20 protein-coding genes and 2 pseudogenes are annotated in these 22,552 nt (G+C 73.0%); 14 read left to right on the forward strand and 8 right to left on the reverse strand.

Annotated features, from left to right (window positions below):
* Nucleotides 1-135: 135 nt before the first annotated feature.
* From ACZ7H1_RS26795 to ACZ7H1_RS26810, 4 genes are all read right to left on the reverse strand, one after another.
* A complete protein-coding gene (locus ACZ7H1_RS26795) occupies nucleotides 136-564 on the reverse strand; it encodes an acyl-CoA thioesterase (RefSeq protein WP_470790330.1) in 429 nt (142 codons plus the stop codon).
* A 12-nt stretch (nucleotides 565-576) separates the two neighbouring features.
* Complete coding sequence (locus ACZ7H1_RS26800; protein WP_470790331.1) at nucleotides 577-951, reverse strand: YybH family protein; 375 nt, start codon at nucleotides 949-951, stop codon at nucleotides 577-579.
* A 43-nt stretch (nucleotides 952-994) separates the two neighbouring features.
* Nucleotides 995-2,488 (reverse strand): FAD-binding protein, encoded by a 1,494-nt coding sequence (locus ACZ7H1_RS26805; protein ID WP_470790332.1) that lies wholly within the window; start codon nucleotides 2,486-2,488, stop codon nucleotides 995-997.
* 105 nt (nucleotides 2,489-2,593) lie between these two features.
* Nucleotides 2,594-3,535 carry an AraC family transcriptional regulator gene (locus tag ACZ7H1_RS26810; protein ID WP_470790333.1) on the reverse strand — a complete coding sequence of 314 codons (942 nt, stop codon included), beginning with the start codon at nucleotides 3,533-3,535 and terminating at the stop codon, nucleotides 2,594-2,596.
* Between the two features lie 81 nt (nucleotides 3,536-3,616).
* Here ACZ7H1_RS26810 and ACZ7H1_RS26815 point away from each other — a divergent pair, with 81 nt between their 5' ends.
* The 10 genes from ACZ7H1_RS26815 to ACZ7H1_RS26860 all read left to right on the forward strand — a co-directional run bounded on the left by ACZ7H1_RS26815 (nucleotide 3,617) and on the right by ACZ7H1_RS26860 (nucleotide 11,885).
* Nucleotides 3,617-4,450 carry a Rossmann-fold NAD(P)-binding domain-containing protein gene (locus tag ACZ7H1_RS26815; protein WP_470790334.1) on the forward strand — a complete coding sequence of 278 codons (834 nt, stop codon included), beginning with the start codon at nucleotides 3,617-3,619 and terminating at the stop codon, nucleotides 4,448-4,450.
* A gap of 195 nt (nucleotides 4,451-4,645) precedes the next feature.
* On the forward strand, nucleotides 4,646-5,188 hold the full coding sequence (locus ACZ7H1_RS26820) for an anthrone oxygenase family protein (RefSeq protein ID WP_470790335.1): 543 nt from the start codon (nucleotides 4,646-4,648) through the stop codon (nucleotides 5,186-5,188).
* Nucleotides 5,189-5,254: 66 nt separating this feature from the next.
* A complete protein-coding gene (locus tag ACZ7H1_RS26825; protein WP_470790336.1) occupies nucleotides 5,255-6,802 on the forward strand; it encodes an AMP-binding protein in 1,548 nt (515 codons plus the stop codon).
* A complete protein-coding gene (locus ACZ7H1_RS26830; RefSeq protein WP_470790337.1) occupies nucleotides 6,799-7,059 on the forward strand; it encodes an acyl carrier protein in 261 nt (86 codons plus the stop codon). Before ACZ7H1_RS26825 ends, ACZ7H1_RS26830 begins: the two co-directional genes overlap by 4 nt.
* A gap of 3 nt (nucleotides 7,060-7,062) precedes the next feature.
* Nucleotides 7,063-8,112, forward strand: coding sequence for a hypothetical protein (locus ACZ7H1_RS26835; protein WP_470790338.1), 1,050 nt, complete (start codon nucleotides 7,063-7,065; stop codon nucleotides 8,110-8,112).
* Nucleotides 8,105-8,914: a tryptophan synthase subunit alpha gene (gene trpA, locus ACZ7H1_RS26840; RefSeq protein WP_470790339.1), complete on the forward strand. Its 810-nt coding sequence runs from the start codon at nucleotides 8,105-8,107 to the stop codon at nucleotides 8,912-8,914. Before ACZ7H1_RS26835 ends, trpA begins: the two co-directional genes overlap by 8 nt.
* A 25-nt stretch (nucleotides 8,915-8,939) precedes the next feature.
* Nucleotides 8,940-9,314, forward strand: a complete 375-nt coding sequence (locus ACZ7H1_RS26845) for an ectoine synthase (protein ID WP_470790340.1) — start codon at nucleotides 8,940-8,942, stop codon at nucleotides 9,312-9,314.
* 11 nt (nucleotides 9,315-9,325) lie between these two features.
* A complete protein-coding gene (locus ACZ7H1_RS26850) occupies nucleotides 9,326-10,462 on the forward strand; it encodes an acyl-CoA dehydrogenase family protein (RefSeq protein ID WP_470790341.1) in 1,137 nt (378 codons plus the stop codon).
* Nucleotides 10,459-11,169 (forward strand): phosphoribosylanthranilate isomerase, encoded by a 711-nt coding sequence (locus ACZ7H1_RS26855; protein WP_470790342.1) that lies wholly within the window; start codon nucleotides 10,459-10,461, stop codon nucleotides 11,167-11,169. The genes ACZ7H1_RS26850 and ACZ7H1_RS26855 overlap by 4 nt, the downstream gene beginning before the upstream one ends.
* Nucleotides 11,169-11,885 (forward strand): beta/alpha barrel domain-containing protein, encoded by a 717-nt coding sequence (locus ACZ7H1_RS26860; RefSeq protein ID WP_470790343.1) that lies wholly within the window; start codon nucleotides 11,169-11,171, stop codon nucleotides 11,883-11,885. Before ACZ7H1_RS26855 ends, ACZ7H1_RS26860 begins: the two co-directional genes overlap by 1 nt.
* A gap of 109 nt (nucleotides 11,886-11,994) precedes the next feature.
* Here ACZ7H1_RS26860 and ACZ7H1_RS26865 read toward each other — a convergent pair.
* Both ACZ7H1_RS26865 and ACZ7H1_RS26870 read right to left on the reverse strand, forming a co-directional pair.
* Nucleotides 11,995-14,835 (reverse strand): annotated as a pseudogene (locus tag ACZ7H1_RS26865) (BTAD domain-containing putative transcriptional regulator); the annotation flags it as partial.
* 143 nt (nucleotides 14,836-14,978) lie between these two features.
* Nucleotides 14,979-16,934, reverse strand: a complete 1,956-nt coding sequence (locus tag ACZ7H1_RS26870; RefSeq protein ID WP_470790344.1) for an AAA family ATPase — start codon at nucleotides 16,932-16,934, stop codon at nucleotides 14,979-14,981.
* A 313-nt stretch (nucleotides 16,935-17,247) separates the two neighbouring features.
* Here ACZ7H1_RS26870 and ACZ7H1_RS26875 point away from each other — a divergent pair, with 313 nt between their 5' ends.
* The 4 genes from ACZ7H1_RS26875 to ACZ7H1_RS26890 are packed head-to-tail and all read left to right on the forward strand — an operon-like array spanning nucleotide 17,248 to nucleotide 20,628.
* Entirely contained in the window at nucleotides 17,248-17,526 is a 279-nt protein-coding gene (locus tag ACZ7H1_RS26875; protein ID WP_470790345.1) for a phosphopantetheine-binding protein, read from the forward strand.
* Complete coding sequence (locus ACZ7H1_RS26880) at nucleotides 17,523-18,542, forward strand: 3-oxoacyl-ACP synthase III family protein (protein WP_470790346.1); 1,020 nt, start codon at nucleotides 17,523-17,525, stop codon at nucleotides 18,540-18,542. Before ACZ7H1_RS26875 ends, ACZ7H1_RS26880 begins: the two co-directional genes overlap by 4 nt.
* A complete protein-coding gene (locus ACZ7H1_RS26885) occupies nucleotides 18,539-19,309 on the forward strand; it encodes a 3-oxoacyl-ACP reductase family protein (protein WP_470790347.1) in 771 nt (256 codons plus the stop codon). Before ACZ7H1_RS26880 ends, ACZ7H1_RS26885 begins: the two co-directional genes overlap by 4 nt.
* A gap of 32 nt (nucleotides 19,310-19,341) precedes the next feature.
* Nucleotides 19,342-20,628 carry an acyltransferase domain-containing protein gene (locus ACZ7H1_RS26890; protein WP_470790348.1) on the forward strand — a complete coding sequence of 429 codons (1,287 nt, stop codon included), beginning with the start codon at nucleotides 19,342-19,344 and terminating at the stop codon, nucleotides 20,626-20,628.
* Nucleotides 20,629-20,720: 92 nt separating this feature from the next.
* Here the strand turns inward: ACZ7H1_RS26890 and ACZ7H1_RS26895 are convergent.
* Both ACZ7H1_RS26895 and ACZ7H1_RS26900 read right to left on the reverse strand, forming a co-directional pair.
* Nucleotides 20,721-21,167 (reverse strand): annotated as a pseudogene (locus ACZ7H1_RS26895) (DciA family protein); the annotation flags it as partial.
* Nucleotides 21,168-21,178: 11 nt separating this feature from the next.
* Nucleotides 21,179-22,537, reverse strand: a complete 1,359-nt coding sequence (locus ACZ7H1_RS26900) for a transcriptional regulator (RefSeq protein ID WP_470790349.1) — start codon at nucleotides 22,535-22,537, stop codon at nucleotides 21,179-21,181.
* Nucleotides 22,538-22,552 lie beyond the last annotated feature (15 nt).

Here is a 22,552-nt window from a genome sequence, read left to right on the forward strand (position 1 = left end):
CCCCCCCCCCCCCCCCCCCCCCCCCCCCCCCCCCCCCCCCCCCCCCCCCCCCCCCCCCCCCCCCCCCCCCCCCCCCCCCCCCCCCCCCCCCCACGACTGTCTCCTGACGTCGCCGCCAGGCTTCACCGCCCTCGCTCAGGTGTCGAGGCCGAGTACGTCGGGCTGCTTGGCCAGCTCGCGCAGTTTGGCGCGCGGGTCCGGGAGCAGGCGGCGCGTGGCCAGGTCGATCAGCCCGACCATGCTCTCGATCCGGGCGACCGGGACTCCGTCGGGCGTGTGGAAGCGCTGCATGAGCTCGATGAGCTTGCCCTGCCCGCCGCTGATGGTGCAGCCCACGTCGACCTCGTCGCCGGCCCGCAGTTCGCGCTGGAACCGGATGGTGGTCTTGAGGAGCACCGGGCCGATGCCGGCCTCACCCAGGACGTCCGGGGTGAGGCCGGCGGCTTGCAGGAACTGCCAGCGGGCGTGCTCCGCGTACTGCGTGTACACGGCCTGGTTGAGATGGCCCTGCCGGTCGACCTCGTAGGCCCGCGCCTGGATGCGGACGCTGAACGGGTTCGCCATGCCGGCCCGCCCTCAGGCCCCGACCGGATCGTCGAAGACGATCCGCCACGTGCCGTCGGGCTGCCGGCGGGACACCACGGTGCCCTTGCCGCTGAGGTCGAGCGGATTGCCGGCCTCGTCCGTTCCCTTGAGGTGCCAGTCGGCGTGCGTCATGGCGATGTCGCCGGCCCGCAGCGCGCTGGTCATCGTGATCTCGGCCCAGTTGATGGCGGCGAACATCGGCTTGAGGGCCTGGGCGACGGCCTCGAGCCCCACCTCCTGCGCGCCGTCCGGCGGCGTGACGAGGATGCCGTTCGGCTCGTACAGGTCGAGCATGGCCTGCGGGTCGTTGGTGTTGAAGGCCGCGGCGATGAGGCCGGGTATGTCTTCCGGGCGTTGTGCCGGCATGGCGGGTCTCCTTGCTGGAGGAACAGGGTGGGCCGTCGGCGGGTCAGCCGAAGATGCCCTGGCCCGGCGTGAGGATCGCGGCCGGGTCGAACTTGCGCTTCAGGTCGGTGAGCGGGGCCCAGCGCGTGCCGTAGTGGGCCCGCCAGTCGGCGCGGGTCATCGAGGGCACGGAGCCGACGAGGTAGCGCTTGGCCCCGAGTGAGACGGCCCGGTCGTAGAAGCGGCGGTTCTGGGACAGCAGGCCCGGGATGTCCGGGTGGTTGGGCGCCGGGATCCGGATGAGGCTGACCTCGAAGAACTCGTGCGTACGGCGCTTGGGCAGCATGAAGCTCGGCCGGTTGAGCGACCGGGCGTCCATCGGCGAGATCCGGACCGGGCCGGGGCCCATCTGGGTGGCCGTCAGCTCGCCGAGCACGGTGTCGAGGTAGGCCGGGGTGTTCTCGAGGCCGACGAACATCATGAGCCACGGCTTCTTGCTGCCCCAGAACCCGGCGGCCTTGAGGGCGGCCCAGTTCGGGTCGAAGCGCAGCAGCCAGTCGCGGAACGTCAGGTCGGCCGTCGGGCCGGCAGTAGCCTCGGGCGAGAGCACGGCCTGCACCGCGGCGACGTCGGGCTGGGCGGGCGCCGAGTAGAAGATGCCGAGCGCCAGCCGGTAGGTCCAGCCGCCGCCGGGTTTGGGCTCGGCGTAGCCGTTCTGGTCGCTGACCACACCGGCCCGCATGATGGCCAGCGAGTCCCGCAGGAAGGCCGCCCGGTCGGTGTACGTGAACTCGAGCGAGCGGGTGCTCGTGTGCGCCGGGATCAGCTTGATGCCGGCCCGCACGATGACGGCGAACTGCCCGCCGCCGACGAGGACGGCCTCGAACAGCGCGCGGCGGTAGCTGCGGGAGCACGTGACCAGCTCGCCGGTGCCCGTGACGACCTGGAGCCACTCCACGTTGTCGGCCTGCGAGCCGTGGCGCTGGCTGGTGCCGCCGAGGCCGCCGACGCTCAGTGTGCCGCCGATCGACAGGTGGGCGAAGTCGTTGTAGACGGGCGGCGCCTGGCCGGTGTCGAGCGCCTGCAGTGCCAGGGTGGACCAGGTGGCGCCGGCGCCGACGTCGGCGATGCCCTGCGAGATGCCGTGGATCTGGCCGAGCGGCTTGAGGTCGATGGCGATGCCGCCCTCGACCAGGGCCTGCCCGTAGTGCGAGTGCGAACCGCGGTCCTCGGTACCGGTCCCGCTCTGGCCGTTGACGGCCACGGGGATCTGGTTGTTGCGGGCGTAGCGGACGACCTTCTGGACGTCGTCCACCGAGCCGGGGGTGAGGACGGCCTGGGGCTGCCGCGTGAACAGGTGGCCGAAGTCCTCGGTGAACGCCGACGGGTCGGCGGGGAGGAGGAGTGTGCCGTCGAGGGCGGGGACCTGCCGGATGCCTGACGTCGAACCGGGGGCGGTGGCCCACGCTCGGGCGCTGGGGTCCCACCCCGCGACCGCCACGCCCGCTCCGACAACCAGACCGGACAGGATCTTCCGGCGTGTGAGCTCGGTATGCATGCCCTTTTGGTACGCCCGGGAGCGCAAGGGGAGCGCAAGCCCGGCCCCACGCGGGCCTGTTCGAGCCTGCGCACGCCTACTCGGGCCTACGCGAGCCCGCTCGGCCTACTGCGCCGGTGCGGCGCTGCGATGCTCCTGCGGGCTGACGCCGTACACCCGCTTGAACGCCGAGCTGAGGGCGAAGCCGCTGCCGTAACCGACCTGCCGGGCGACGACGTTCAGCGTGGCGTCGGACTGGCGCAGCAGGTCCGCGGCCAGGGCGAGGCGCCACTCGGTCAGGTAGGTCATCGGCGGTGTGCCGACGGCGTTGCGGAAGACCTCGGCCAGTGTCGCCCGTGACACGCCGACCTCGGCGGCGACCCGCGCCAGCGTCCAGTCGTTCGCCGGGGCTTCGTGGAACAGGCGCAGCGCCTCGCCGGCCACCGGGTGGGTGTGGGCCCGGTACCAGGCCGGGGCCTCGGTCTCGGGCCGGTCGAACCACACGCGCAGCACCGAGATCAGCAGCAGGTCGAGCAGGCGGTCGAGTACGACGCCCTGGGCCGGCCCCTGTTTGGTGACCTCGCCGGCCAGCACCGGGATGAGCGTCGAGTCCCACGTGTCGTCGGACACGACCAGCAGAGGCGGCAGTACGTCGAGCAGGCGCTGGCTGACGGCACCGACTTCCTCGTACACGCCGAGCAGCATCTGCACCGACCCGTCGGGGTTGCTGCCCCACGTGCGCACCCCCAGCGACATCCGCTCGCGCAGCTCGACGCCCTCGGGCGTGACGCACTGCTGGCCGGGGTAGACGATGACCTGCGGCTCCGTGGCCGGTTCGTCGCTCATCACATAGGGGTCCGGCCCGCGGAAGATGGCGACGTCGCCCGGGCGCAGCCGGACCGGTTTGCCGTGGTCGGGTTCGACGTGCGCTTCCCCGCTGAGCATGACGGCGACGCACAGCGGCGACTTGTCCTGGACCCGGATCGACCACGGGGGGTCCAGCACGATGCGGAGGAGGAAGGCGCCGCTGGCCCGCGGCCCCTCGAGTAATCCTGCGAGTGCGTCCATGGCCCAAGACTAGACGACCGGACATGCATCCTGGCATCTCAACCATGGACCGTCCAGATTGCTGCCGTCCAGACTTCTGGCATGACGACAAACGAGCACACGACGTTGGTTCTTGGCGGTACCGGCCGGGTCGGCCGCCGAGTGACGAAGGGACTCATCGAGCGAGGCGTGAACGTACGGGTGGCCTCCCGCTCCGGCAAGCCCCCGTTCGACTGGGAGGACCCCTCCACCTGGGCCGACGCCGTCGTCGGCGCCCAGTCGGCCTACCTGATGTACTACCCCGAGATCGAGTGGCCCGGCGCCAGCGACGCCATCGCCACCGTGGCCCGGCTGGCGGTCGACGCCGGTGTCCAGCGCCTGGTCCTGCTGTCCGCCCGCAACCAGGACGAGGCGGTCCGCTGCGAGGAAGCCGTGACGAGCCTCCCGGTCGAGTGGACCATCGTCGCCCCGGCCTCGTTCAACCAGAACTTCGACGAGGGCGTGTTCCTCGGCCCGCTGCGCCAGGGCGTGCTGGCCCTGCCCGCCGGCAACAACGCCGACCCGTTCGTCGACGCCAACGACATCGCCGACGTCGCGGTGGCGGCCCTCACCGAGGACGGCCACGTGGGCCGGCGCTACGAGCTCACGGGCCCCCGCCTGTGGACCTTCGGCGAAGCCGTCGAGGAGATCTCCCGGGCGACGGGCCGCACGATCCGCTACGAGCCGATCACCCGGGACCAGTTCGCCGACGCCATCGTCAACGACGGCGCCCCGCGCGACTTCGCCGACCCGCTGGCCACGCTCATCTCCGAGTTCTTCGACGGCCGCAACAGCTCGCTGGCCGACGGAGTCGAGCGTGCCCTCCACCGCAAGCCCCGCGACTTCGCGGACTGGGTCGCCGAGATCGCCCCCACCGGCGTGTGGGACGCCGCCTAGACCGGCACTTCCAAGGGTGCCTGCTCCGAGCACGAGGCGAGGGAGCCCGGGGTCGTGTTGCACGGCACGACCCGAACTCCCTCGCCCGTGCACTCTGCGCCCACACCGGCACCCCGCTCGAAACCATCCCGCCCCAGTCCCCTCGGGAGAGTTGATGCAGAACGACCGAACCGTGCTCGTCCTCGGGGGTAGGCCGTGAGCGCCTGGAAGACCGCCACTCTCGTCGGCGCCACCATCACCTCAGGACTGACCGCGGGGCTCTTCGCAGCCTGCTCCTACGCGGTGATGCCCGCGCTGGCCCGCAGCGACGACCGGGTCCTCATCGAGGTCATGCAGAACATCAACGAGGTCATCCTCAACCCGGTCTTCCTGAGCTGCTTCGTGGGCGGGCTGGCCTTCTCCATCGCGGCGACGGTCACACACTGGCGCACCACCGACAAGGCCTTCCGTACCTGGGTCATCGCCGGGCTCGCCTGCTACCTGGCGATGCTGGCGATCACCGCAGGCTTCCACGTACCGCTGAACTACGACCTGGCCGCGGCCGGCGACCCCGACCGCATCCCGAACCCCGCCGCCGTCCGCGAAGCCTTCGAAGACCCGTGGGTCGCCGCGAACCATGCGCGCGCCCTCGCCAACGTCGCGTCCCTCGCCTGTTTCTCCTGGGCCCTGGTCCTCCTCGGCCGCTCCAGGACCCGTTCCGCCGTCTCCGAGCTCCGCGAGCGCATCCCGTCACACTGATCCCGTCGCACCGTGCGGGAGCAGACCTTGCGGTGATGTTGCGGGTGCGCCCGCACGATGTCGGTGATGAAACTTACCCGGCTTTGGACATCGTTCGCCCGACAGGTCGAGGCCCGCCCCGACGCCACGGCCCTCGTGGCCAGGGACCGGCACATCTCCTACGCAGAGCTCGCCCACCTCGTCGCCGACGCCTCGGCCCGCCTCAACCGGCTCGACACGACCGGCGGCGAGCCGATCGGCATACCCGCCACGAAGACACCCCGGACCATCGCCCTGGTGCTGGCGTGCCTGCGGGCGGGCCTCCCGGTGGTGCTTCCCTCGGCCACCCTGCCCCCGACCACCCTGCAACGCCTCCTGGCCGGGGCGGGATGCCGCCACATCGTCAACGCCGACGATGCCGGCCCCGCCCGGGCCGGCGCGGCGCCGGACCCTGTCACCCCCGCCCGGGCCGGCGCCGCGCCGGCGCCCCACGGCCCCGACGACGTCGCCTTCGTGCTGACGACGTCGGGGTCGACGGGCCTGCCCAAACTGGTACCGCTCACCGCGGGCGCCATCGAGCGCTTCGCCGACTGGGCCGCCGCACGCTTCGACCTGGGCCCCGGGGCCTCCACGCTCAACTACGCCCCCCTGAACTTCGACCTCTGCTTCCTCGACGTCTGGGCCACGCTCCACCACGGCGGCAAGGTCGTCCTGGTCGACCCGGACGTCGCCACCAACGGACGCCACCTGCTCGACACCATCGACGACAACGCCGTGACGGTCGTACAGGCCGTACCGATGGCCCACCAACTGCTGGCCGACGCCGCCGGCGCCCCCGCCCGGCAGCTCACCTCGGTCCGCCACGCCCTGTTCACCGGCGACCACATGCCCGCCCGGTGCCTGGCCGCGCTGCCCGCCCTGTTCCCAGACAGCCGCTTCTACAACATCTACGGCTGCACCGAGACGAACGACAGCTTCCTGCACGAGGTGGACCGGGACGCGCTCCCGACCGACGGCGTCCCGCTCGGCACCCCGCTGCCCGGCGTCGAAGCCGTCGTCCTCGACGACGACGGCGCCGTGGTCACGGGGCCGGGACGGGGCGAGCTGGTCGTCGCCACGCCGTTCCAGTCCGCCGGCTACCTCGGCGCCGACCCGGCGGCACCCAGCCCGTTCGTCGACGCCCCCGCCGGCCGTCCGCCGGGCACCGCCGCACGCTTCTACCGGACCGGCGACATCGTGCGCCGCGACGACGCCGGCGTCCTCCACCTCGAGGGGCGCAACGACTTCCAGGTCAAAGTACGCGGCACCCGCGTCAACACCGCGGTCGTCGAGCAGGTGCTGCTCGACCACGGAGACGTCGCCGAGGCCGTGGTCCTCGCCGTCCCCGACCCCGTCGCCGGCCACCTGCTGCACGCAGTCCTGCGCCGGGTGCCGGAAGCGACCGTGAGCACGCTCGACCTGCGCGAACACTGCGCCCGGTACCTGCCCACCGCAGCGATCCCGCTGATCTTCCGCCTGTCCGAGGTCCCCTTGCCCCGCACGTCCACCGGCAAGGTCGACCGCCAGGCCCTCGAACAGACCCCAGGGTCCCCTCGCCTCGAGGCGACCGTCGCCAGAAAGGAACCGGCACGATGAAGAACGAGAACGTCATCAAGGACTTCCTGATCGAGGAGTTCATACCCGACGTCCAGCCGTCGGAGCTCGCCACCGACTACGACCTGCTCGCCAACGGCGTCATCGACAGCCTCGGGCTGCTCAAGCTCATTGCCTGGATCGAGACCGAGTTCGACGTCACCGTCGACGACGCGGGCCTCGACCCGGACAACTTCCGCACCATCGACGCCATCGACGCCTTCGTGGCGCGGGCGTCGGTCCCGGCCCAGGCGAGCTGACCGGTGCACGACGCATTCGCCGCCTTGCAGGCCGGTCGCCCGGTCGACACCGCGACGTGGTCGTCGTTCTGGGACGAGCTGAGCGCCGACACGCTGGACCCCGGCGAGCCGGCGTCCCTCATGGCGGCACTCAGCCCCGACACGGTCGCCCCCCGGACGCTCACCAACCTGGTGCGGTCGCTGCACGCGCGCCGCACCGGGCCGGTGAGCCCCTTCCCCGGGGCGGTCAACGTGGTCGGCACGGGCGGGGGCGCATCGACGTTCAACGTCTCCACCGCCGCCGCCTTCGTCGCCGCCACGCTCGGCGCGCGCATCGTGAAGACCGGGTCGCGGGCCCACGCCAGCAAGTACGGCTCGATCGACCTGCTGGACCGGCTCGGCATCCCGCTCACGAAGTCGTACGACGAGACCGCCGCCTCGCTGGCCCGCCACGGCGTCGCCTTCGCCGGCTACTTCGTGTACCCGGTCGAGCTGACCGTACTGGCCCGGCGCATCATGCCGCTGCCCATGCGGACCTACGGCCGGGTGCTCAACCTGCTGGGCCCGTTCCTGCCGGCGCTGCCGGAAACACGCCAGCTCACCGGCCTGTCGAGCCCCGCACTCCTGCCACTGGCCCGCTCGCTGGCGACGGCGGTCGACGACCGCGAAGTCTGGCTGTGCACCAACGACATCGGGGCCGACGAGCTGGTCAGCTTCGCCGACAACGTCGTCCACCCCGGCGCCGGCACGCCCGAGCTCCACCTCAACCGCCGCACGCTGGGCACGGCCGACGGCACCCTGCCGGACCTGGCACCGGTGCCCGAACCCGCCCGGGTCGTCGACCACTTCCTGGACGTCATATCCGGGCGGGCGGGCGAGGTGGCCACCCAGACCGTCGCCCTCAACGCCGCCGCGCTGCTGATCGCGGCCGAGCGGGGGACCGGGTGGCGCCCAACCATCGCCTCGGCGATCGCCGCGATGCGCGACGGCGCGGTGCGCGACCTGGTCGACGCCGTGCGGACCGGCGGGCCGGCACCGTCACCACAGCTGAGCGAGGCGGCATCCCGTGACTGACCTGTTCCCCCGCCCGCCGGGCCTCGCCGTCTTCCTCAACGCCGGCGACCCGCCGTTCGACGTGCTCGACGACGTCGCCGACATGCTGGACGACCACGAGGTCGACGTCCTGGAACTGGGCGTGCCGTTCCCCGACTCGATCAGCGACGGACCGGTGATCCGCCGGTCCGCCGACCGGGCACTCGCGGCCGGGACCGAGCTCGAGGACGCCCTCGCCTTCGTCGAACGTTCCCGCACACGCCACCGCCACCTGCGGGTGGTCGTCCTCGCCGACTGGGCGCACACGGTCCGCCCCCGCTCGATGGCCCAGGTCGTCACGGCCATCGCCGGCTCCGGGGCGGCCGGGGCACTCCTGCACGGCGCACCGCCCCGGGCCCGCCCGGAGTTCTACGACCGGGCCGGCGCCGCCGGGCTGCCCGTCGTCACCACCTGCTACGCGTCCTCGTCCCCGCAGGTCGTGGCCGAGGCGGCAGCCCACGCGTCGGCGTACGTGTACCTGGTCACGCACTACGGCCCCAGCGGTGCCGGCCCGGCACCCGACCCGGCAGCGCTCCGCGCCCCCATCGACGCCCTGCGGGCCCTGACCGACGCCCCGATCGCCGCCGGTTTCGGGGTGCGCACGGCGGCCGACGTCGCGCGGGTGCACACGGCCGGTGCCGACGCCGCAGTCGTCGGCAGCACCGTCGTCGCTCGCGCCGAGGCCTCGCTCACCGGCGGCGGCGACGTCGTCGCCGACCTGGCCGCCCTCGTCACCGACCTCCGTCCGAACCACCTGTCCCACCCCCTTCCCCGGTCCCAGTGACCGGCCCCTCGAAAGGAGCGATCCCGTGATCGTGCGCAACCTGGACGCCGTTACCACCGTCGACTGGGGCAACGGCCTGAGCCGCCGCTTCCTCCTGGAGGCCGACGGCCTCGGATACTCCGTCACCGACACCACGGTGCGGGCCGGTACGAAGTCGCTGCTGGAGTACCGCCGCCACCTGGAGGCCTGCTACTGCATCGAGGGCTCCGGCGAGGTCGTCGCCCTCGACGGCACGACGCACCGCATCACCCCGGGCACGCTCTACGCGCTCGACCAGCACGACGCCCACCACCTCATCGCCGACCCGGACACCGACCTGCGCCTGGTCTGCGTGTTCTCGCCCGCGCTGCGGGGCGACGAGCAGCACAGCCTCGACGCCTCCAGCGCCTCCGCCTACTAAGGGGTCCGTACATGCGCACCTGGGACGAGGAACAGCTCGCACTGCGCGCGGGCACGGAGCAGTTGTGCCGCAGCCTTGCCGTCACCGAGCACGACGCCGTCGAGAACGGGTTTCCGTGGGACGCGTGGAAGCTGGTCGGCTCCTCGGGGATGCTCGGCCTGCCGTTCGACCCCGCCCACGGCGGGGCCGGCGTCGACCTGGTCACCACCATGTTCGTGCTGGAGGCCCTGGGCAAGGGGTGCCGCGACGGGGGCTTGAGCTTCTCCGTCGCCACCACCCTCTGCAGCACGGGAGTCCCGCTCCAGCACTTCGGGACCGAGGAACAGAAGGACCGGTACCTCTCCCGGGTGTGCTCGGGCGACCTGATCGGCGCCCACGCCATCAGCGAGCCCGACACGGGGTCGGACGCCCTCAGCATGCGGACGAGCGCCGTACGCGAAGGCGACCACTTCGTATTGAACGGCAGCAAGAGCTTCGTGACCAACGGCCCGATCGCCGACGTGGTCGTCGTCTACGCCCGCACCCGGCCCGAGGGCGGGCCGCTCGGCATCACCGCCTTCCTGGTCGACACGGACACCCCCGGCTTCTCGGCCGGCCGGCCGCTCAAGAAGATGGGCCTCACGTCCTCACCGATGAGCGAGCTCTACTTCGACGACTGCCGGGTGCCCGCCGACCGGGTCATCGGCGGCGTCGGGCGCGGCTACCTGCTGCTCGAGCACGTCATGAAGTGGGAGATCCTCTGCTCCTTCGTCATCAACGTCGGCGAGATGCAGCACCGGTTCGAGCGCTGCCTCGAGTACGCCCGCACGCGTACGCAGTTCGGCAAGCCGATCGGCTCGTACCAGGCGATCTCCCACAAGCTGGTCGACATGCGCATCCGGCTCGAGACGGCCCGCCGGTGGCTCTACGACACCGCCGAACGCCTCGCCGCCGGCGAGAACGTCACGATGGACGTGGCGATCAGCAAGCTGCTCACCAGTGAGGCCAACGTGGCCTCGGGGCTGGCGGCCATCCAGGTCTTCGGCGGCAACGGCTACATGTCGGAGTACGGCCTCGACCGCGAGCTGGCCAACGCCGTGGGCAGCACCATCTACTCGGGCACGACGGAGATCCAGTACAACCGGCTCTCCTCGCTGCTGGGGCTGTGACCGTGCTGCTCAAGGTGTGCGGCGCGACCAGCCGCGAAGACGTCGCCCTGCTCGGGGCCGCAGGCGCGGACCTGATCGGCCTGTGGCACGGGGTGCCCGGCGGCCCCGCCGACCTGTCCCTCGGCCGCTTCGCCGCCCTGGCACAGGCGTGCCGCACCGTGGAGGTGACCGCGGAGCGGCCGGCACCCGAGCCGATGATGGTCACCTTCCTGCGGGACCCGGCAGCCATCCTGGACGCCGCCCGCACCGCCGGCGTGCGGTGGCTGCAGCTGCACGGCTACCAGCCCCCGGCCGTGGTGGCGGCGCTCAAGCGGGGATGGCCCGAGGCCACCGTGGTCAAGGTCCTCCACGTCACGGGCGACGCCTGCGCCGAGCGACCGCTCCTGGCCTCGTACGAGCGGGCGGGGACCGACGTGTTCCTGTTCGACGCCACGAGCGCCCAGGGGCGGGTCGGGAGCACCGGCCTGTCGCTCGAACCCGACGTGGTGATCGACCTGGCCGAGGCGATCACGCAGCCGTTCCTCCTCGCCGGGGGCATCTCGGCCGCCAACCGCACGTACTACGAGAAGGTGGCCGCCCACCCCCGCTTCGCCGGCGTCGACGTCGACACGGCGGCACGGGATGCGGCCGGAGCGTTCTGCGCCGACAGCGTCGCAGACATCCGGCACCAGTGGCGTGCCGTCCCCGATGTCGAGGAGGTCGTCTGATGGCGCCGTCGTTCATGGACGCCCTGATGGGCGCCCACCGTCCCGTGATCATGGAACTGAAGCCCCGCTCGGCCGACGGCGAGGACCTGTTCCGCAACCGGTCGCCGGCCGAGATCGTGGCCCGCTACGAAGCCGCCGGCGCCCCCTGCCTGTCGGTCGTCACCGGCCGCTGGTTCGGGGGCGACGCCGGTCTGCTGGCCGAGGTGGCCGGGTGCACCGATCTGCCGGTCCTGCAGAAGGACTTCGTCACCAACGCCGGCCAACTGCAGGCGGCCGCCGGCCTCGGTGCGTCCGCGGTGCTGCTCACGGCCGCGCTGCTGCCGAAGCTCGCGCTGGCGAGGCTGGCCGAACGCGCCCTCGCGCTCGGCCTCACCCCGTTCATCGAGGTGGCCGGCCCCGCCGAGATCGAGGCCCTCCCGCCGTGCGAGGGGTGCGTGGTGGCCGTCAACAACAAGGACATCCGCATCCGCGAGCGCGGGGACGCCGACACGGGCCGCAGCCACCAACTGCTATCGGCCGTACGGGGGACGGGGACGCCGTGCCCCGTCAGCGCCAGCGGCATCGACGACCCGCAGGTCGCCGCCGGGCTCCTCAACGCCGGCTACGCCGGGCTGCTGGTAGGGACCCACCTGCTGCGGGCGGGCCGCCTCGAGTCGTGGTGCGAGGAGCTGGACGACCTGCGTCGTGCGTCGCCCGCGCCCCGTCGAGCGGGCTGAGCGACAGCTCGTCCCACTCGACGGCGAAGGGGTCGCCCAGCTCGTTGGCGGCGGCGATCACCTGGGCGGCGAGGTCGTTGGCCTCGAGGTACCGCCGCCGTGCGACCAGGGCACGGGCGACCCGCAAGGGTCGCTCCTGGTCGTACGGGTCGAGCTCCATGGCGGACTCGAGCCGGTCCATCGCCTCCTCCATGTCGCCCCCTTCCAGAGCGGCCGTCAGCACGACGTCGATCAGGCCGAGCACCCGCTGGCGCACGAGCTCGCTGCGCTGGGCGATGCGGTCGTCGTAGAGGTCGTCGGGCAGCAGCGGCCCGGAGAACGCGGCGACGGCGACGCGGGCGCGGGAGACGCGCTCGTTGCCCTGCGCGGCGGCGACGGCCCGTGCCAGGTCCTCGAACGAGTGCAGGTCGACCGTGCACGAGGACAGGCACAGCAGCTGCCCCCTGCGGTGGACGAGCGAGCCGTACGTGGCGCGGGCCCGGGTCAGGACGTTCTTGAGGCGGCGCTGCCCGACGCCCGGCATCTCGCCCGGCCACAGCATCTCGACCATGGTCTCGACCCGGACGGACCCGCCGGCGAGCACGAGGTGCTTCACCAACTGGCTGGCCCGGCCGGACCCGGGGAGCACCGCGTGGCCCTGGCGGACCTCGAACCCGCCCAGCACCCGCACCTCGTAGCAGCCGTCGTCGGTCAAGGTGCTGGCCACGGCCGCCGAGGGCAGCCGGATGGCCGACCGCAGGACGCCGACCACGCGACGCTCACGGCGGTCGGGCAGATCGGGGTGGCCGAGGCTCGCCGCCCGGTCGAGGGCGATCAGCAGGCACTGGTCGGCGTCGTCGATGTGGCCGGCGGCGTGGCGGACGTAGCCCGTCAGCAGTTCGGCCTTCCACCGCAGGCAGGGGGCGATCGCGCCGTCCTGGAGCATGCGCTGCAGGATGTCGGCCGCCTCGGGCTCGCCCCGGCGGGCGCCGATGAACGCCTCGGTCAGCGCCAGGGTCACCGGGTCCTCGACGCGGTGCTCGCGGGCGGCGGCCAGCAGCCGGGCCGAGGGCGCGTCGGCCCCGACGACGGCGCAGGCGTCGGCGGCCTCGCACAGGAACAGCAGACCGCCGCCGTCGTGGATCATCATCTGTCCGAGGCGGGCCTCGGCCCGGGCCAGCTGCTCGAGCACACCGGACCGGTCGTGGTCGTTGGCCGCCACGATCAGGCGGGTCCAGGCGGCGTGGCCGGCCACCCAGTCGATGCGCAGCAGCTCGGCGAGCCGTATGGCGTCGTCGAGGATGGCGAGCGGCCGGTCGGCCTCGCCGCTGAGCGCCAGCAGCCGGGCCTCCATGACCAGGCACAGCATGCGGTCGAACTGCGTGTCGCTGCCGGCGCCGAGCCGGCGCAGCAGCACGGCGCCCTCGCCGGTCTTGCCCAGGGCGGACAGGACCCGGGTGGCCAGGCCCCGCTGGACCGCGGAGACGCGGGCGGGCTCGCCCAGCTCGCCCCAGGTGATGGCGGCCTGGCGCATGGCGTTCTCGGCGCGGTGCAGGCTCGGCCCGTCGGGGCGGCCGGACAGGGCCACGCCCAGGGCCTCGAGCAGGCTGGCCTGGGCGCGGGTGCCCTCGGCTGTCGCCTCGAGGAGCCGCTCGACCCGGACGAGCACGTCGGCGTCGCGCAGCAGCGCCCGCTGGATCAACCACTCGCTCTCTACCTCGACGGCGAGGTCGTCGTCCGTGTTCTGTTCGCGTACGACGCGCAGGGCCCGTCCGATCACCTCGCGCTCCTCGGCGAGCTGGCCGACGTTGCGGTGGGTGCGGGCCAGGTGCAACAGCGCCTGGGGTGCGGCCTCGGCCGCGGGCCCGAGGCGGGCCATGAGGTGGATGAACTCGACCGGGTCGATCTGGTTGATGCGCGAGGTCGGCAGCTTGGCGATGAGCGTGGCGGCCTGCTTCGGGTCGCCGCTGTCGACGAGCAGGCTGGCCGCGGCCAGTTCGGCGCCCTGGGAGATCAGCAGCGGGGCGGCTCGCTGGGCGATGGCCGGGTCGAGCGGTGCGAGCGCGGCCAGGGTTTCCCTCGACTCGCTGCACAGGCGTGACCAGCCGTCGGCTCCGACCGCGAAGGGTATACCGGCCCGGATGAGGCGGCGTAACAGCCCCGGTTCGCCCAGCCCTTCGACGAGGCGGTCGTTGACCATGGGGAAGGCCGCCACCTGGGTGAGCAGGTAGCGGTCGGCCGGGTCGAGGTCGGCGGCGTAGTGGTCCATCAGCTGGTGGATCAGGCCGGGGTGCCGGAGAAGCACCGTGGCGGCGGCCATGCGGTCGGACGTACGGGCGAGCCTGCGCAGCATCACGAGCAGCAGCGCGATCCAGCCGCCCGACAGGTCGTGCAGGGTGGCGGCGAGCCGCTCGCCGTCCTCGTCGCCGAGCTCGACGAGGGCGAGGGCGGTGGCCTCCTCCTGCGTGAGGCGCAGGTCCTGGGTGTTGAAGCGTTCGGCGGTGCCCCGGAACTCCATGGCCGCGAGCGGCGCCGGCAGCAGGCGGCTGCTGACCAGGACGCGAAGGGGCGGCATGCCGTCCTGCGCCAGGTCGGCCAGCCAGGCCGCGGCGTCGTCGGTGAGGGCCTCGGCGTTGTCGACGACCAGGAGGCCCGGCCCCGTCGACGAGGCCAGCAGCTCGCCGATCCGCCCGGCGGCGCCGGTGGCCGGGGTGCGCGGCCAGCCGGCGGGGCGGCCGGCCGCGTCGAGGATCGCCGAGGTCAGCTCGTCGACCGTGACCGGGTGGTCGCGCGGCAGGCGTACCCCGAGGCCGCCACCGGCGGCGGCGCGGACCTGCCCGGTCAGGACGCTCTTGCCGAACCCTCCGCCTGCCTCGATGAGCACCGAGTGCCTCGCGTTGAGTATCTCTTCCACCAGCCGCTGACGCGGGACGAAAGGCACGCGAGCCATATGAGGCTGTCCCCTTTTCATGCCTGAACCGGCGACCCCCAGGACCCCCACCCTCACGCCTGATCGGTCGGGTTGTAGGTTAACACGAAATAGGGTGACGAGCCGTCACAGTGCGTAAACACACGCGGTGTTGGGGTGATGGACGGGTTGGCTGTCGCGGCTGTTCACCTCCGGTGCGTCGAGAGCCGGTGGTCGGTGCCGGAGCGGGGGCCGGGCACCGTCGGCTGCCTGGAGGTGACGTGGCGGCGCCGGGCGGCGCTCACCTGCTCGTCGACCGCCTGGCGCACGACGTCGTGGCGGAACTCGTACACCGCCGGCCCGTCGGGGTGCTGGGAGCCCTCGGCGAGGATCCCGACCTGCAGCAGCGTCTCGAGCGCGTCCAGGGCCGCCAGCACGTCCAGGCCCGAGGAGCCCGCCACCGCGTCGAAGGCAACGGACTGGCCGGTGACGGCCGCGACCTGGAGCAGCCGGTCGGCGTCGCGGCCGATGGCGGCCTGCTTGGCGGCCACCATCCGGGCGACGGCCGGCGGTACCGCGTCCAGACCGGCCTCGTGCCGCAGCATCTCCAGGAGCATGAACGGGTTTCCGCCACTGCGGACGCACGCCCGTCGGACCGTGTCGGCGTCGGTGACGTCCGTCACAGTGCCGGTTCCCAGCTCGTGCATGAGCGCACGGGTGGAGGCGAAGCCGAGGCCGCCCAGGGCCACTTCGGTCCCGTCGCCGGCGTGCTCGAACGGCAGCATCGCCTCGTCCAGACCGGCCCACACCCGTCGCCGGGCGGATGCCGGCAGGTCGTTCCTGGCCGCGACGACGATGCACAGCCGCGCTTCGGCCGTGGTGCGCAGCAGGTGCCGGAGCAGCTCCACGGTCTGCGGGTCGGCCCAGTGGGCGTCGTCGATCAGGACGGCGCAGGGCCGCTCGCTCGCCGCTGCCAGCAGCAGCTGGGTCAGCGCCGCGAACAGGACCGGCTGCGGGGGCAGCTCGCCGGGCAGGCACGGCCCGCCGAGCGAGGGGAGCAGCAGGCGCAGCGCACCCCGGGCGGTGGGGGAGAGCGCCTCGAGCGGGTTGTCGGGCGAGGCGGCGACGTAGCTGTCCAGCGCCTCGACGAGGGGCTGGTACGGGATCATCGCGCCCTCGTCGCACCGGCCGACCAGCAGCAATCCGCCCCCGGCGGCCATCGTCGCCCCTGCCTCGCGCAGCAGGCGCGTCTTGCCGATGCCCGATTCGCCCGTGACCAGCACGAACTGCCGGCGGCCGCGTGCGGCCCGGTCCCAGGCGCCGGTCAGCGTCGCCATCTCGTGGTGCCGGCCCACGAACGGGACCGGGCGGTGCCTGACGGCGGCTGTGCCGCTGGGCTCCACCGACGGCGACGACGGGCCGAGCAGCGCCAGGTAGGCGGCCTCGGTCTCGGGCGACGGGTCGACTCCCAGCTCTTCGGCGAGGTACCGGCGCAGCCGCTGGTACGCCCGCAGGGCCTCGCCGCGGTTCCCCATGGCCTCGCGGACCGCCATGAGGCAGCGGTGGGCGCTCTCGCGCTCGGGGGCACGGGTCGTCGCCTCCTCGGCGAGGAGGGCGGCCTGCCCGTGGTCTCCCGACCCCATCGCCGCCCGGCTGCCGATCTCGAGGGCCGTGACCAGGTGCTCGGTCAGGCGCTCGCGCCACCCGGCGACCCAGTCGCCCTCGTGCTCGGACAGGAACGGGAAACGCAGCCGGTCCGCGGCCCGCGTGGCCAGCCGGGTGGCGGCAACCATGTCGCCGGCGTTGAGCGCTTCGTGGGCCGAGGCCAGCGACCGGGTCGCGTCCTCCACGTCGACCAGCACGTCCTCGCCCAGCGCGAGCACGTAACGACCGCCCCGTTTGACCAGCGGATCCGTCGACTCGGCCTGCAGCGGCCCCACGAACGTCCGCAGTCGGCTGAGCAGCGTGCGCAGGGCCGACGCCCACGTGGGCGGGAGCTCCCCCGGCCAGATGACGTCGGCCAGCTCGTCCCGCGTGACGCCCTCGGGGCCCGCGAGCACGAGGCGTGCGAACGCCACCCGGGCCTGTGAGCTCTGGAGATGGTGCACGGCGCCCCCGCACCGCACGGCCATCGGCCCCATTATCTCGATGTCGGCATCCATGAAAACGCGTCCCCCTGGCTGGAAGTGCCTGTGTGGGGACAGCGTCCGGCGCGGTGGTACCAGCGGGGTGCCGGGGCGGATTCCCGCCCGGTGGGACCGCGGTGGTATCGCCGGGACATAGGCTTGCGCGCCCGTTGCGCGCCCGCGGGGACGCTCGCATCCACGACGGCGGTTCCGGCCCGACGGGGCCGGCCGGGGCCGAGACGCGGTGGAGCCGGTGCGGCCGTCCGGGGCGCCGTGGGCTTGCGCAACGCTTGCACCAGCACTCATACGTTGCGGCCCACAGGCCGATCACAATGACCAGGAGTGCGCAATGCCGCTTCTTCCCACGCTCGAGGTGTCCGTCGAACGGTTGATGGCCGTGAGCCGGGTCGACGTCTTCGACCCCGACACGCCACTGACCACGTCCGGGGTCGACTCGCTCGACCTCATGGAGTGGGTCTACGACATGCAGGAGCGGTACCCGGACCTGGGGGTGGACGAGACGATCGTCGAGAGCATCGACGACACCGTCACCTTCCGGGGCATCCACCGGCAGTTGCTGGCCGTCCACGGCATCGTCCCGGTCGCCTCCGCGGCCGGTGACGAGTGACCGCGGAGGCAGCGGTGGCGGGCATCGGCATCATCGGCTGGGGCAAGCACCTGCCCGAGGGACGGCTCACCAACGCCGACCTCGCCGCACGCTTCGGCATCGACGACGACTGGATCGTGCAGCGCACCGGCATCCGGGAGCGGCGGATCGTCGGACCGGGCGAGACCACCGCCTCGCTGGCCGTCGAGGCCGGGCGGCGGGCGCTCGAGCACGCCGGACTGCGGCCCGACCAGATCTCGCACCTCATCGTCGCCTCGGGCACGCCCGAGCAGCTGTCGCCGGCCACGTCGGCGTTCGTACAGCGCGAACTGGGCACGGCGGGCGGCGCCCACGACGTGAACGCCGAGTGCGCCGGCTTCGCGTACGGCTTCGTGGTCGCGGCCGGGCTCATGGCGATCGACCCCCGTCCGATCCTCCTGATCGGCACCGACACGCACTCGCTCGTCGTCAACCCCGAGGACCGGGACCTGGGCGTGCTCATCGGCGACGGGGCCGGCGCGGTCGTCCTGGCACCCCACGACCGCAGCTGGCTGCGGCACTGGGACATGGGGTCCGACGGCAGCAAGGTCGACAGCCTCAGGATCCCGGCCGGCGGCAGCCGCCTGCCGGCGAGCGAGACGACGCTCCGCGAGAAGCAGCACTATGCGCAGATCAAGGGCAACGAGATCTACCTGAACGCCGTCCGCTTCACCGTGGGTTCGGTGAAGAAGACGCTCGAGGCGGCGGACCTCAAGCCCGAAGACATCGACCACCTGCTGCCGCACCAGGCGAACATGCGCATCATCGACTCGATCCTCGAGCGCAGCAACGTGCCCCGGGAGCGCCTGATCAGCAATATCGAGTACTACGGGAACACCGGGGCGGCATCGATGCCGATCGCCCTCGCCGAGGCGCTCGACGCCGGGCGCATCAAGAAGGGCGACCGCGTCATGTTCGCGGCGTTCGGCGCCGGCATGGTGTGGCTCACCGCTTTGATCGAGTGGGGTGCGGGCGAGCCGACGGGGTGGGCGGCATGAGCGCCCCCGCCGTGGGCGCCCGCCCCTTCGCGGCGCAGCGCCCGGAGAAGCCCGTCGCCCTCGTGACCGGCGCGTCCGGCGGCTTCGGCGCCGCCGTGGCGGTCGAGCTCGACAGGCTCGGATGCCGCGTCGCCCTCCACTACAACCGCGCCGAGGACGGTGCCCGCGAGGTCAGCGAGCGCCTCACGAACGACTCGGTCGTCGTCCAGGCCGACGTGGCCAGCTGGGAGTCGGTCAGCGCCCTCCACCGCCGGGTCGCCGAGGAGCTGGGCGAGGTCGACGTCCTCGTCAGCAACGCGGCCATCCGCAAGGACGCGCTGATGATGAGCCAGTCGCCCGAGGTGTGGGGCGAGGTGGTCCAGACGAACCTGATGGGCACCTTCCACGTGTGCCGTGCCGTGCTGCCGTCCATGGTCAAGCGGCGGTGGGGGCGGATCATCAACGTGGTGTCGCCGTCGGCCCTGGTCGCCACGTCCGGCCAGACGGCCTACGCCGCCTCCAAGTCCGGGGTGATCGCGCTCACGCGCACCCTGGCCACCGAGTGCGGCAGGCGCGGAGTGACGGTGAACGCCGTCTCGCCCGGATTCATGGAGACGCGGATGACGGCGAACGCCACCGACAAGTTCCGCCAGAACCTCGCCGCCAACCTGCCGGTGCCCCGGCTGACCACCCCCGAGGAGGTCGCGCCCGCCATCGGCGTGTTCCTGGACAACGACTACATCACCGGGCAGGTGCTCAGCGTCGACGGTGGGATCTCCCTCACCTGAGGTTGCACCGGACCGCACGGGAGGACAGCGACATGACGCTCACCGGCACAAAGGTCGCCGGCACGACGGTCACCGGCACCACGGCGACCGGTACCGCGCACGGTGCGGCCCGGCTGTTGTGCTGGGCGGGCGCGGACCCGGCAGGTGAACGCGCCTCCCGCGCCAGGGTCGCCGACGCCCTGCGCACCGGGACCCCGACGCCCCCTCCGGGGCCGGGGCCGGTGCGCGGGGCGGTGGTCACGACGGCGGCCCGCGCCCTCGACGACCTCGCGGCCGCCCCCGTGCGGCAGGTCCCGGTCGGCGGCCCCCGGCCGGTCGCCCTGCTGCTGCCCGGCCAGGGATCCCAGCACCACGGGATGGCGACCGGGCTGTACCGCGACGAACCCGTCTTCCGGGCGGCCGTCGACGACGTCCTGGAGGCGTGGGGGGCCGAGGGCGAGGCGATCCGCGCCGACTGGCTCGGTACCGGCACCGGCGCGGGTATCCCGATCGACGACGGGCGCCGTTCCCAGCCCCTGCTGTTCGCCGTCGACCACGGGCTGGGCCGGCTGCTGCTGAGCTGGGGCATCACGCCCGCCGAGGCACTGGGCCACAGCGCGGGCGAGGTCGTGGCGGCAACCCTGGCCGGGGTGTTCACCGTCAAGGAGGCCGTCGCCCTGGTACGCGGCCGGGTACGGGCCGCCGCACGGATCCCGCCCGGCGGGATGCTCGCCGTCGCCGCATCCGCCGACGAGCTGGTCCCCTACCTGTCCGGGCAGGTCGCAGTGGCCGCCGTGAACGCCGCCCAGCGCACGATGCTCGCCGGGCCGCGTGCCGAACTGGCCGCCGTGGCAGCCCGCCTCGCCTCCGACGGGGTGACCCAACGGCCCATCCCGGCCACCACCCCGTTCCACAGCCCGGCCATGGAACCGGCCGTCTCGGCGGCCGAGCTGGCGTACGACGCACAGCCCCGGCGCGCCCGGTTCCCCGTACGCTCCGGCTACACCGGGCAGTTGCTCACGACGGAGGACGCGGGCTCCGCACGGTTCTGGGCCCGCCAGATAGCCGACACCGTCCGCTTCGGGCCCGCGCTCACCGCACTCCTCGACGAGGGGGACCGCCTGCTCGTCGAATGCGGACCCGGCCGCGTCCTGTCCACCCTCGCCCTCCGGCAGCCCGCCGTGCGCACCGGGGGGAGCACGGTGCTGTCCATGCTGCCGGGCGACCGGCCCGACCGCTCTGCGGTTCTCGAGCTTGCCGCAGCCCTGTGGCGCGAGGGCCACGATCTCGATGAGGTGCGTTTCTCCCGGGGACACCGCAGCCCGTCCCCCTCGTCCTGACCGGTCCTCGGCCGCCGCGCCGTCGCCGCGCGCCCCGCGCCGCGGACGGCGCGGGGCGGGGGCGGGGTGTCGGGGTTGAGGACGACGATGCTGCGCACGGTCCGCGCCCCGGTGACGTTCCGGGCTGCCGTGAGGATGCGATCGGTGGCGAGGCGCAGCTGGGTGCAGTACGCGCGGGAGTCGGGCCACAGCGTCAGCACGCGCGTGCGCGGGTTGTAGGCGGTGGCTCTGACGTGCTCGGCGAAGGCGGGGGCGACCGCGGCCGCGATGGCGGGCCACTGGTCGAGCACGCTCGCTCCGACGGCGGCCAGCTCCCAGACCCGGTCGGCGAATAACTCCTCCGTGACGACGCCCAGTACGGCCGGCTCCCTGCCGTCCCGGGCGCCGGGACGGGCCGTACGGACACGGGACGTGCGGGCCTCGCCCGGACGGTCGCGCTTGCGGGCGGCAGCGCGGGCCGCCTGGAGCGCCATGCGGGCCATGTCCGCCCCGGAGGCGGCCGCAGGGGCGGTACCGGGGGTGGTGGGCGTGGTGGTCATGGTGGGGCCTCCTACCGGCTGCCGAGAGTGGTCTGAGTGCTGTGGGCGAGCCTCGCCAGCTGCTCGGCCCGGTGGACCAGGCCCGCGCCGTAGAGCTGCTCGGCCATGGGGCGTCCCAGCAGATGAACCGCGTTGACGACCGTGGACGGATCGCCCGCCAGCAGCTGCCGCCTCACCAGCTCGCGGTCCTCGGCCAGTTCCGCCGCGTCCAGATCCTCCAACCCGATCGACGTGGACCGCTGCTCCAGTACGCGGCCGTCGGGTGCGTCATGACCGCCGGGACGGAACGCCGTCGCGTAGGCGTCGACGACCTGCTGCCGGACCGTCGGGTCGGACGGGGCCTGCCAGTCCCCGTCAAAGGCCTCGCGCTGGTGGCGGACGTGCTGGATGCGGTGACGGCGCATCGCCTCCTGCGCCCCGCGCCAGTCCTCCACCACCGCGGCGCGCTTTGCGGGGGTGTCGAGCACGGTTTCCGCACCGGCCAGCAGCGTGGCGAGCAGCCCGGAGGCCCGGTGCACATGGCTGATCACCGCACCGCCGCGGAAGTGCAGCCAGCCCAGGACGTCGGTGACCGACCATCCTGCATCGGCGACATGGCGGGCCACCCACGCGATGCGGCGGACCGAGCAGCCGCGCAGCCAGGCGAACGCTTCGATCAGCTGCGCCGCGAACCGCAGACGGGTGCCGAACCGGTTCAGCTTCCGGCCGCCACCGGCCCGCTGTTTCGACTGCTTCGAGTGCTTCGAGTGCTTCGAGTGCTTCGGGGCGAGGGTGGTGCCGTTCCCGCTCGCGAAGCCTTTCTCAGGGGGAAAGCGAGTACTGTCCGCAGAGGAAGACTGCAGGTCGTGCCTAAGAGAATGGGGCTCACGCCCCGCCCTACGGCGCCTGCCGGCAGGCCGCTTCCGCTTGGTCCGCGCCGCCGCACGGGCCGCCTCCACCGCCTGCTCGCGGCCGGCCTCGGTCACCCCGCACACCCGCGCCCGGTAGCCGTTCCCGAGCAGCCGGTGCCCCATCGCGGCGTCGTACACCGGGGGGACGACCGCACCGTAGATCGTGGCCGTCGCCGTGTACGCGCGCCCCGGCAGCCGGAGGTTCCGCTTCGTGCCGTGACGCACCCACACCAGAGCACCGAGCTCCCGCAGACAGCGCACGTGGCGCTTGACCGTCGCCCGCGACAGGCCAGTACGAGCCACTGTGCCGTCGAGGTCGTACAGGACCAGACTCAGCGAGAAGTCCATCCGGGAGGCGAGATCCTCGGCCACCTTCACCGTCGAAGGGCCCGCCTGCGGGTACAGGCCCGAACCCACCAGCCACACCACCGACCGCAGCCACGCCCGCGGCTCGGCACGCCGCGACGCAGTGTGCTCCACGGACTGCGCCTCGCC

It is taken from the genome of Streptomyces sp. NPDC037401 (assembly GCF_055602345.1).

Bases quoted from the DNA above. Each gene is read 5' to 3' on its own strand.
- ACZ7H1_RS26795 (WP_470790330.1), bottom strand. From the start codon at position 564: ATGGCGAACCCGTTCAGCGTCCGCATCCAGGCGCGGGCCTACGAGGTC.
- ACZ7H1_RS26800 (WP_470790331.1), bottom strand. From the start codon at position 951: ATGCCGGCACAACGCCCGGAAGACATACCCGGCCTCATCGCCGCGGCC.
- ACZ7H1_RS26805 (WP_470790332.1), bottom strand. From the start codon at position 2,488: ATGCATACCGAGCTCACACGCCGGAAGATCCTGTCCGGTCTGGTTGTC.
- ACZ7H1_RS26810 (WP_470790333.1), bottom strand. From the start codon at position 3,535: ATGGACGCACTCGCAGGATTACTCGAGGGGCCGCGGGCCAGCGGCGCC.
- ACZ7H1_RS26815 (WP_470790334.1), top strand. From the start codon at position 3,617: ATGACGACAAACGAGCACACGACGTTGGTTCTTGGCGGTACCGGCCGG.
- ACZ7H1_RS26825 (WP_470790336.1), top strand. From the start codon at position 5,255: ATGAAACTTACCCGGCTTTGGACATCGTTCGCCCGACAGGTCGAGGCC.
- ACZ7H1_RS26830 (WP_470790337.1), top strand. From the start codon at position 6,799: ATGAAGAACGAGAACGTCATCAAGGACTTCCTGATCGAGGAGTTCATA.
- ACZ7H1_RS26850 (WP_470790341.1), top strand. From the start codon at position 9,326: ATGCGCACCTGGGACGAGGAACAGCTCGCACTGCGCGCGGGCACGGAG.
- ACZ7H1_RS26860 (WP_470790343.1), top strand. From the start codon at position 11,169: ATGGCGCCGTCGTTCATGGACGCCCTGATGGGCGCCCACCGTCCCGTG.
- ACZ7H1_RS26870 (WP_470790344.1), bottom strand. From the start codon at position 16,934: ATGGATGCCGACATCGAGATAATGGGGCCGATGGCCGTGCGGTGCGGG.
- ACZ7H1_RS26875 (WP_470790345.1), top strand. From the start codon at position 17,248: ATGCCGCTTCTTCCCACGCTCGAGGTGTCCGTCGAACGGTTGATGGCC.
- ACZ7H1_RS26885 (WP_470790347.1), top strand. From the start codon at position 18,539: ATGAGCGCCCCCGCCGTGGGCGCCCGCCCCTTCGCGGCGCAGCGCCCG.
- ACZ7H1_RS26890 (WP_470790348.1), top strand. From the start codon at position 19,342: ATGACGCTCACCGGCACAAAGGTCGCCGGCACGACGGTCACCGGCACC.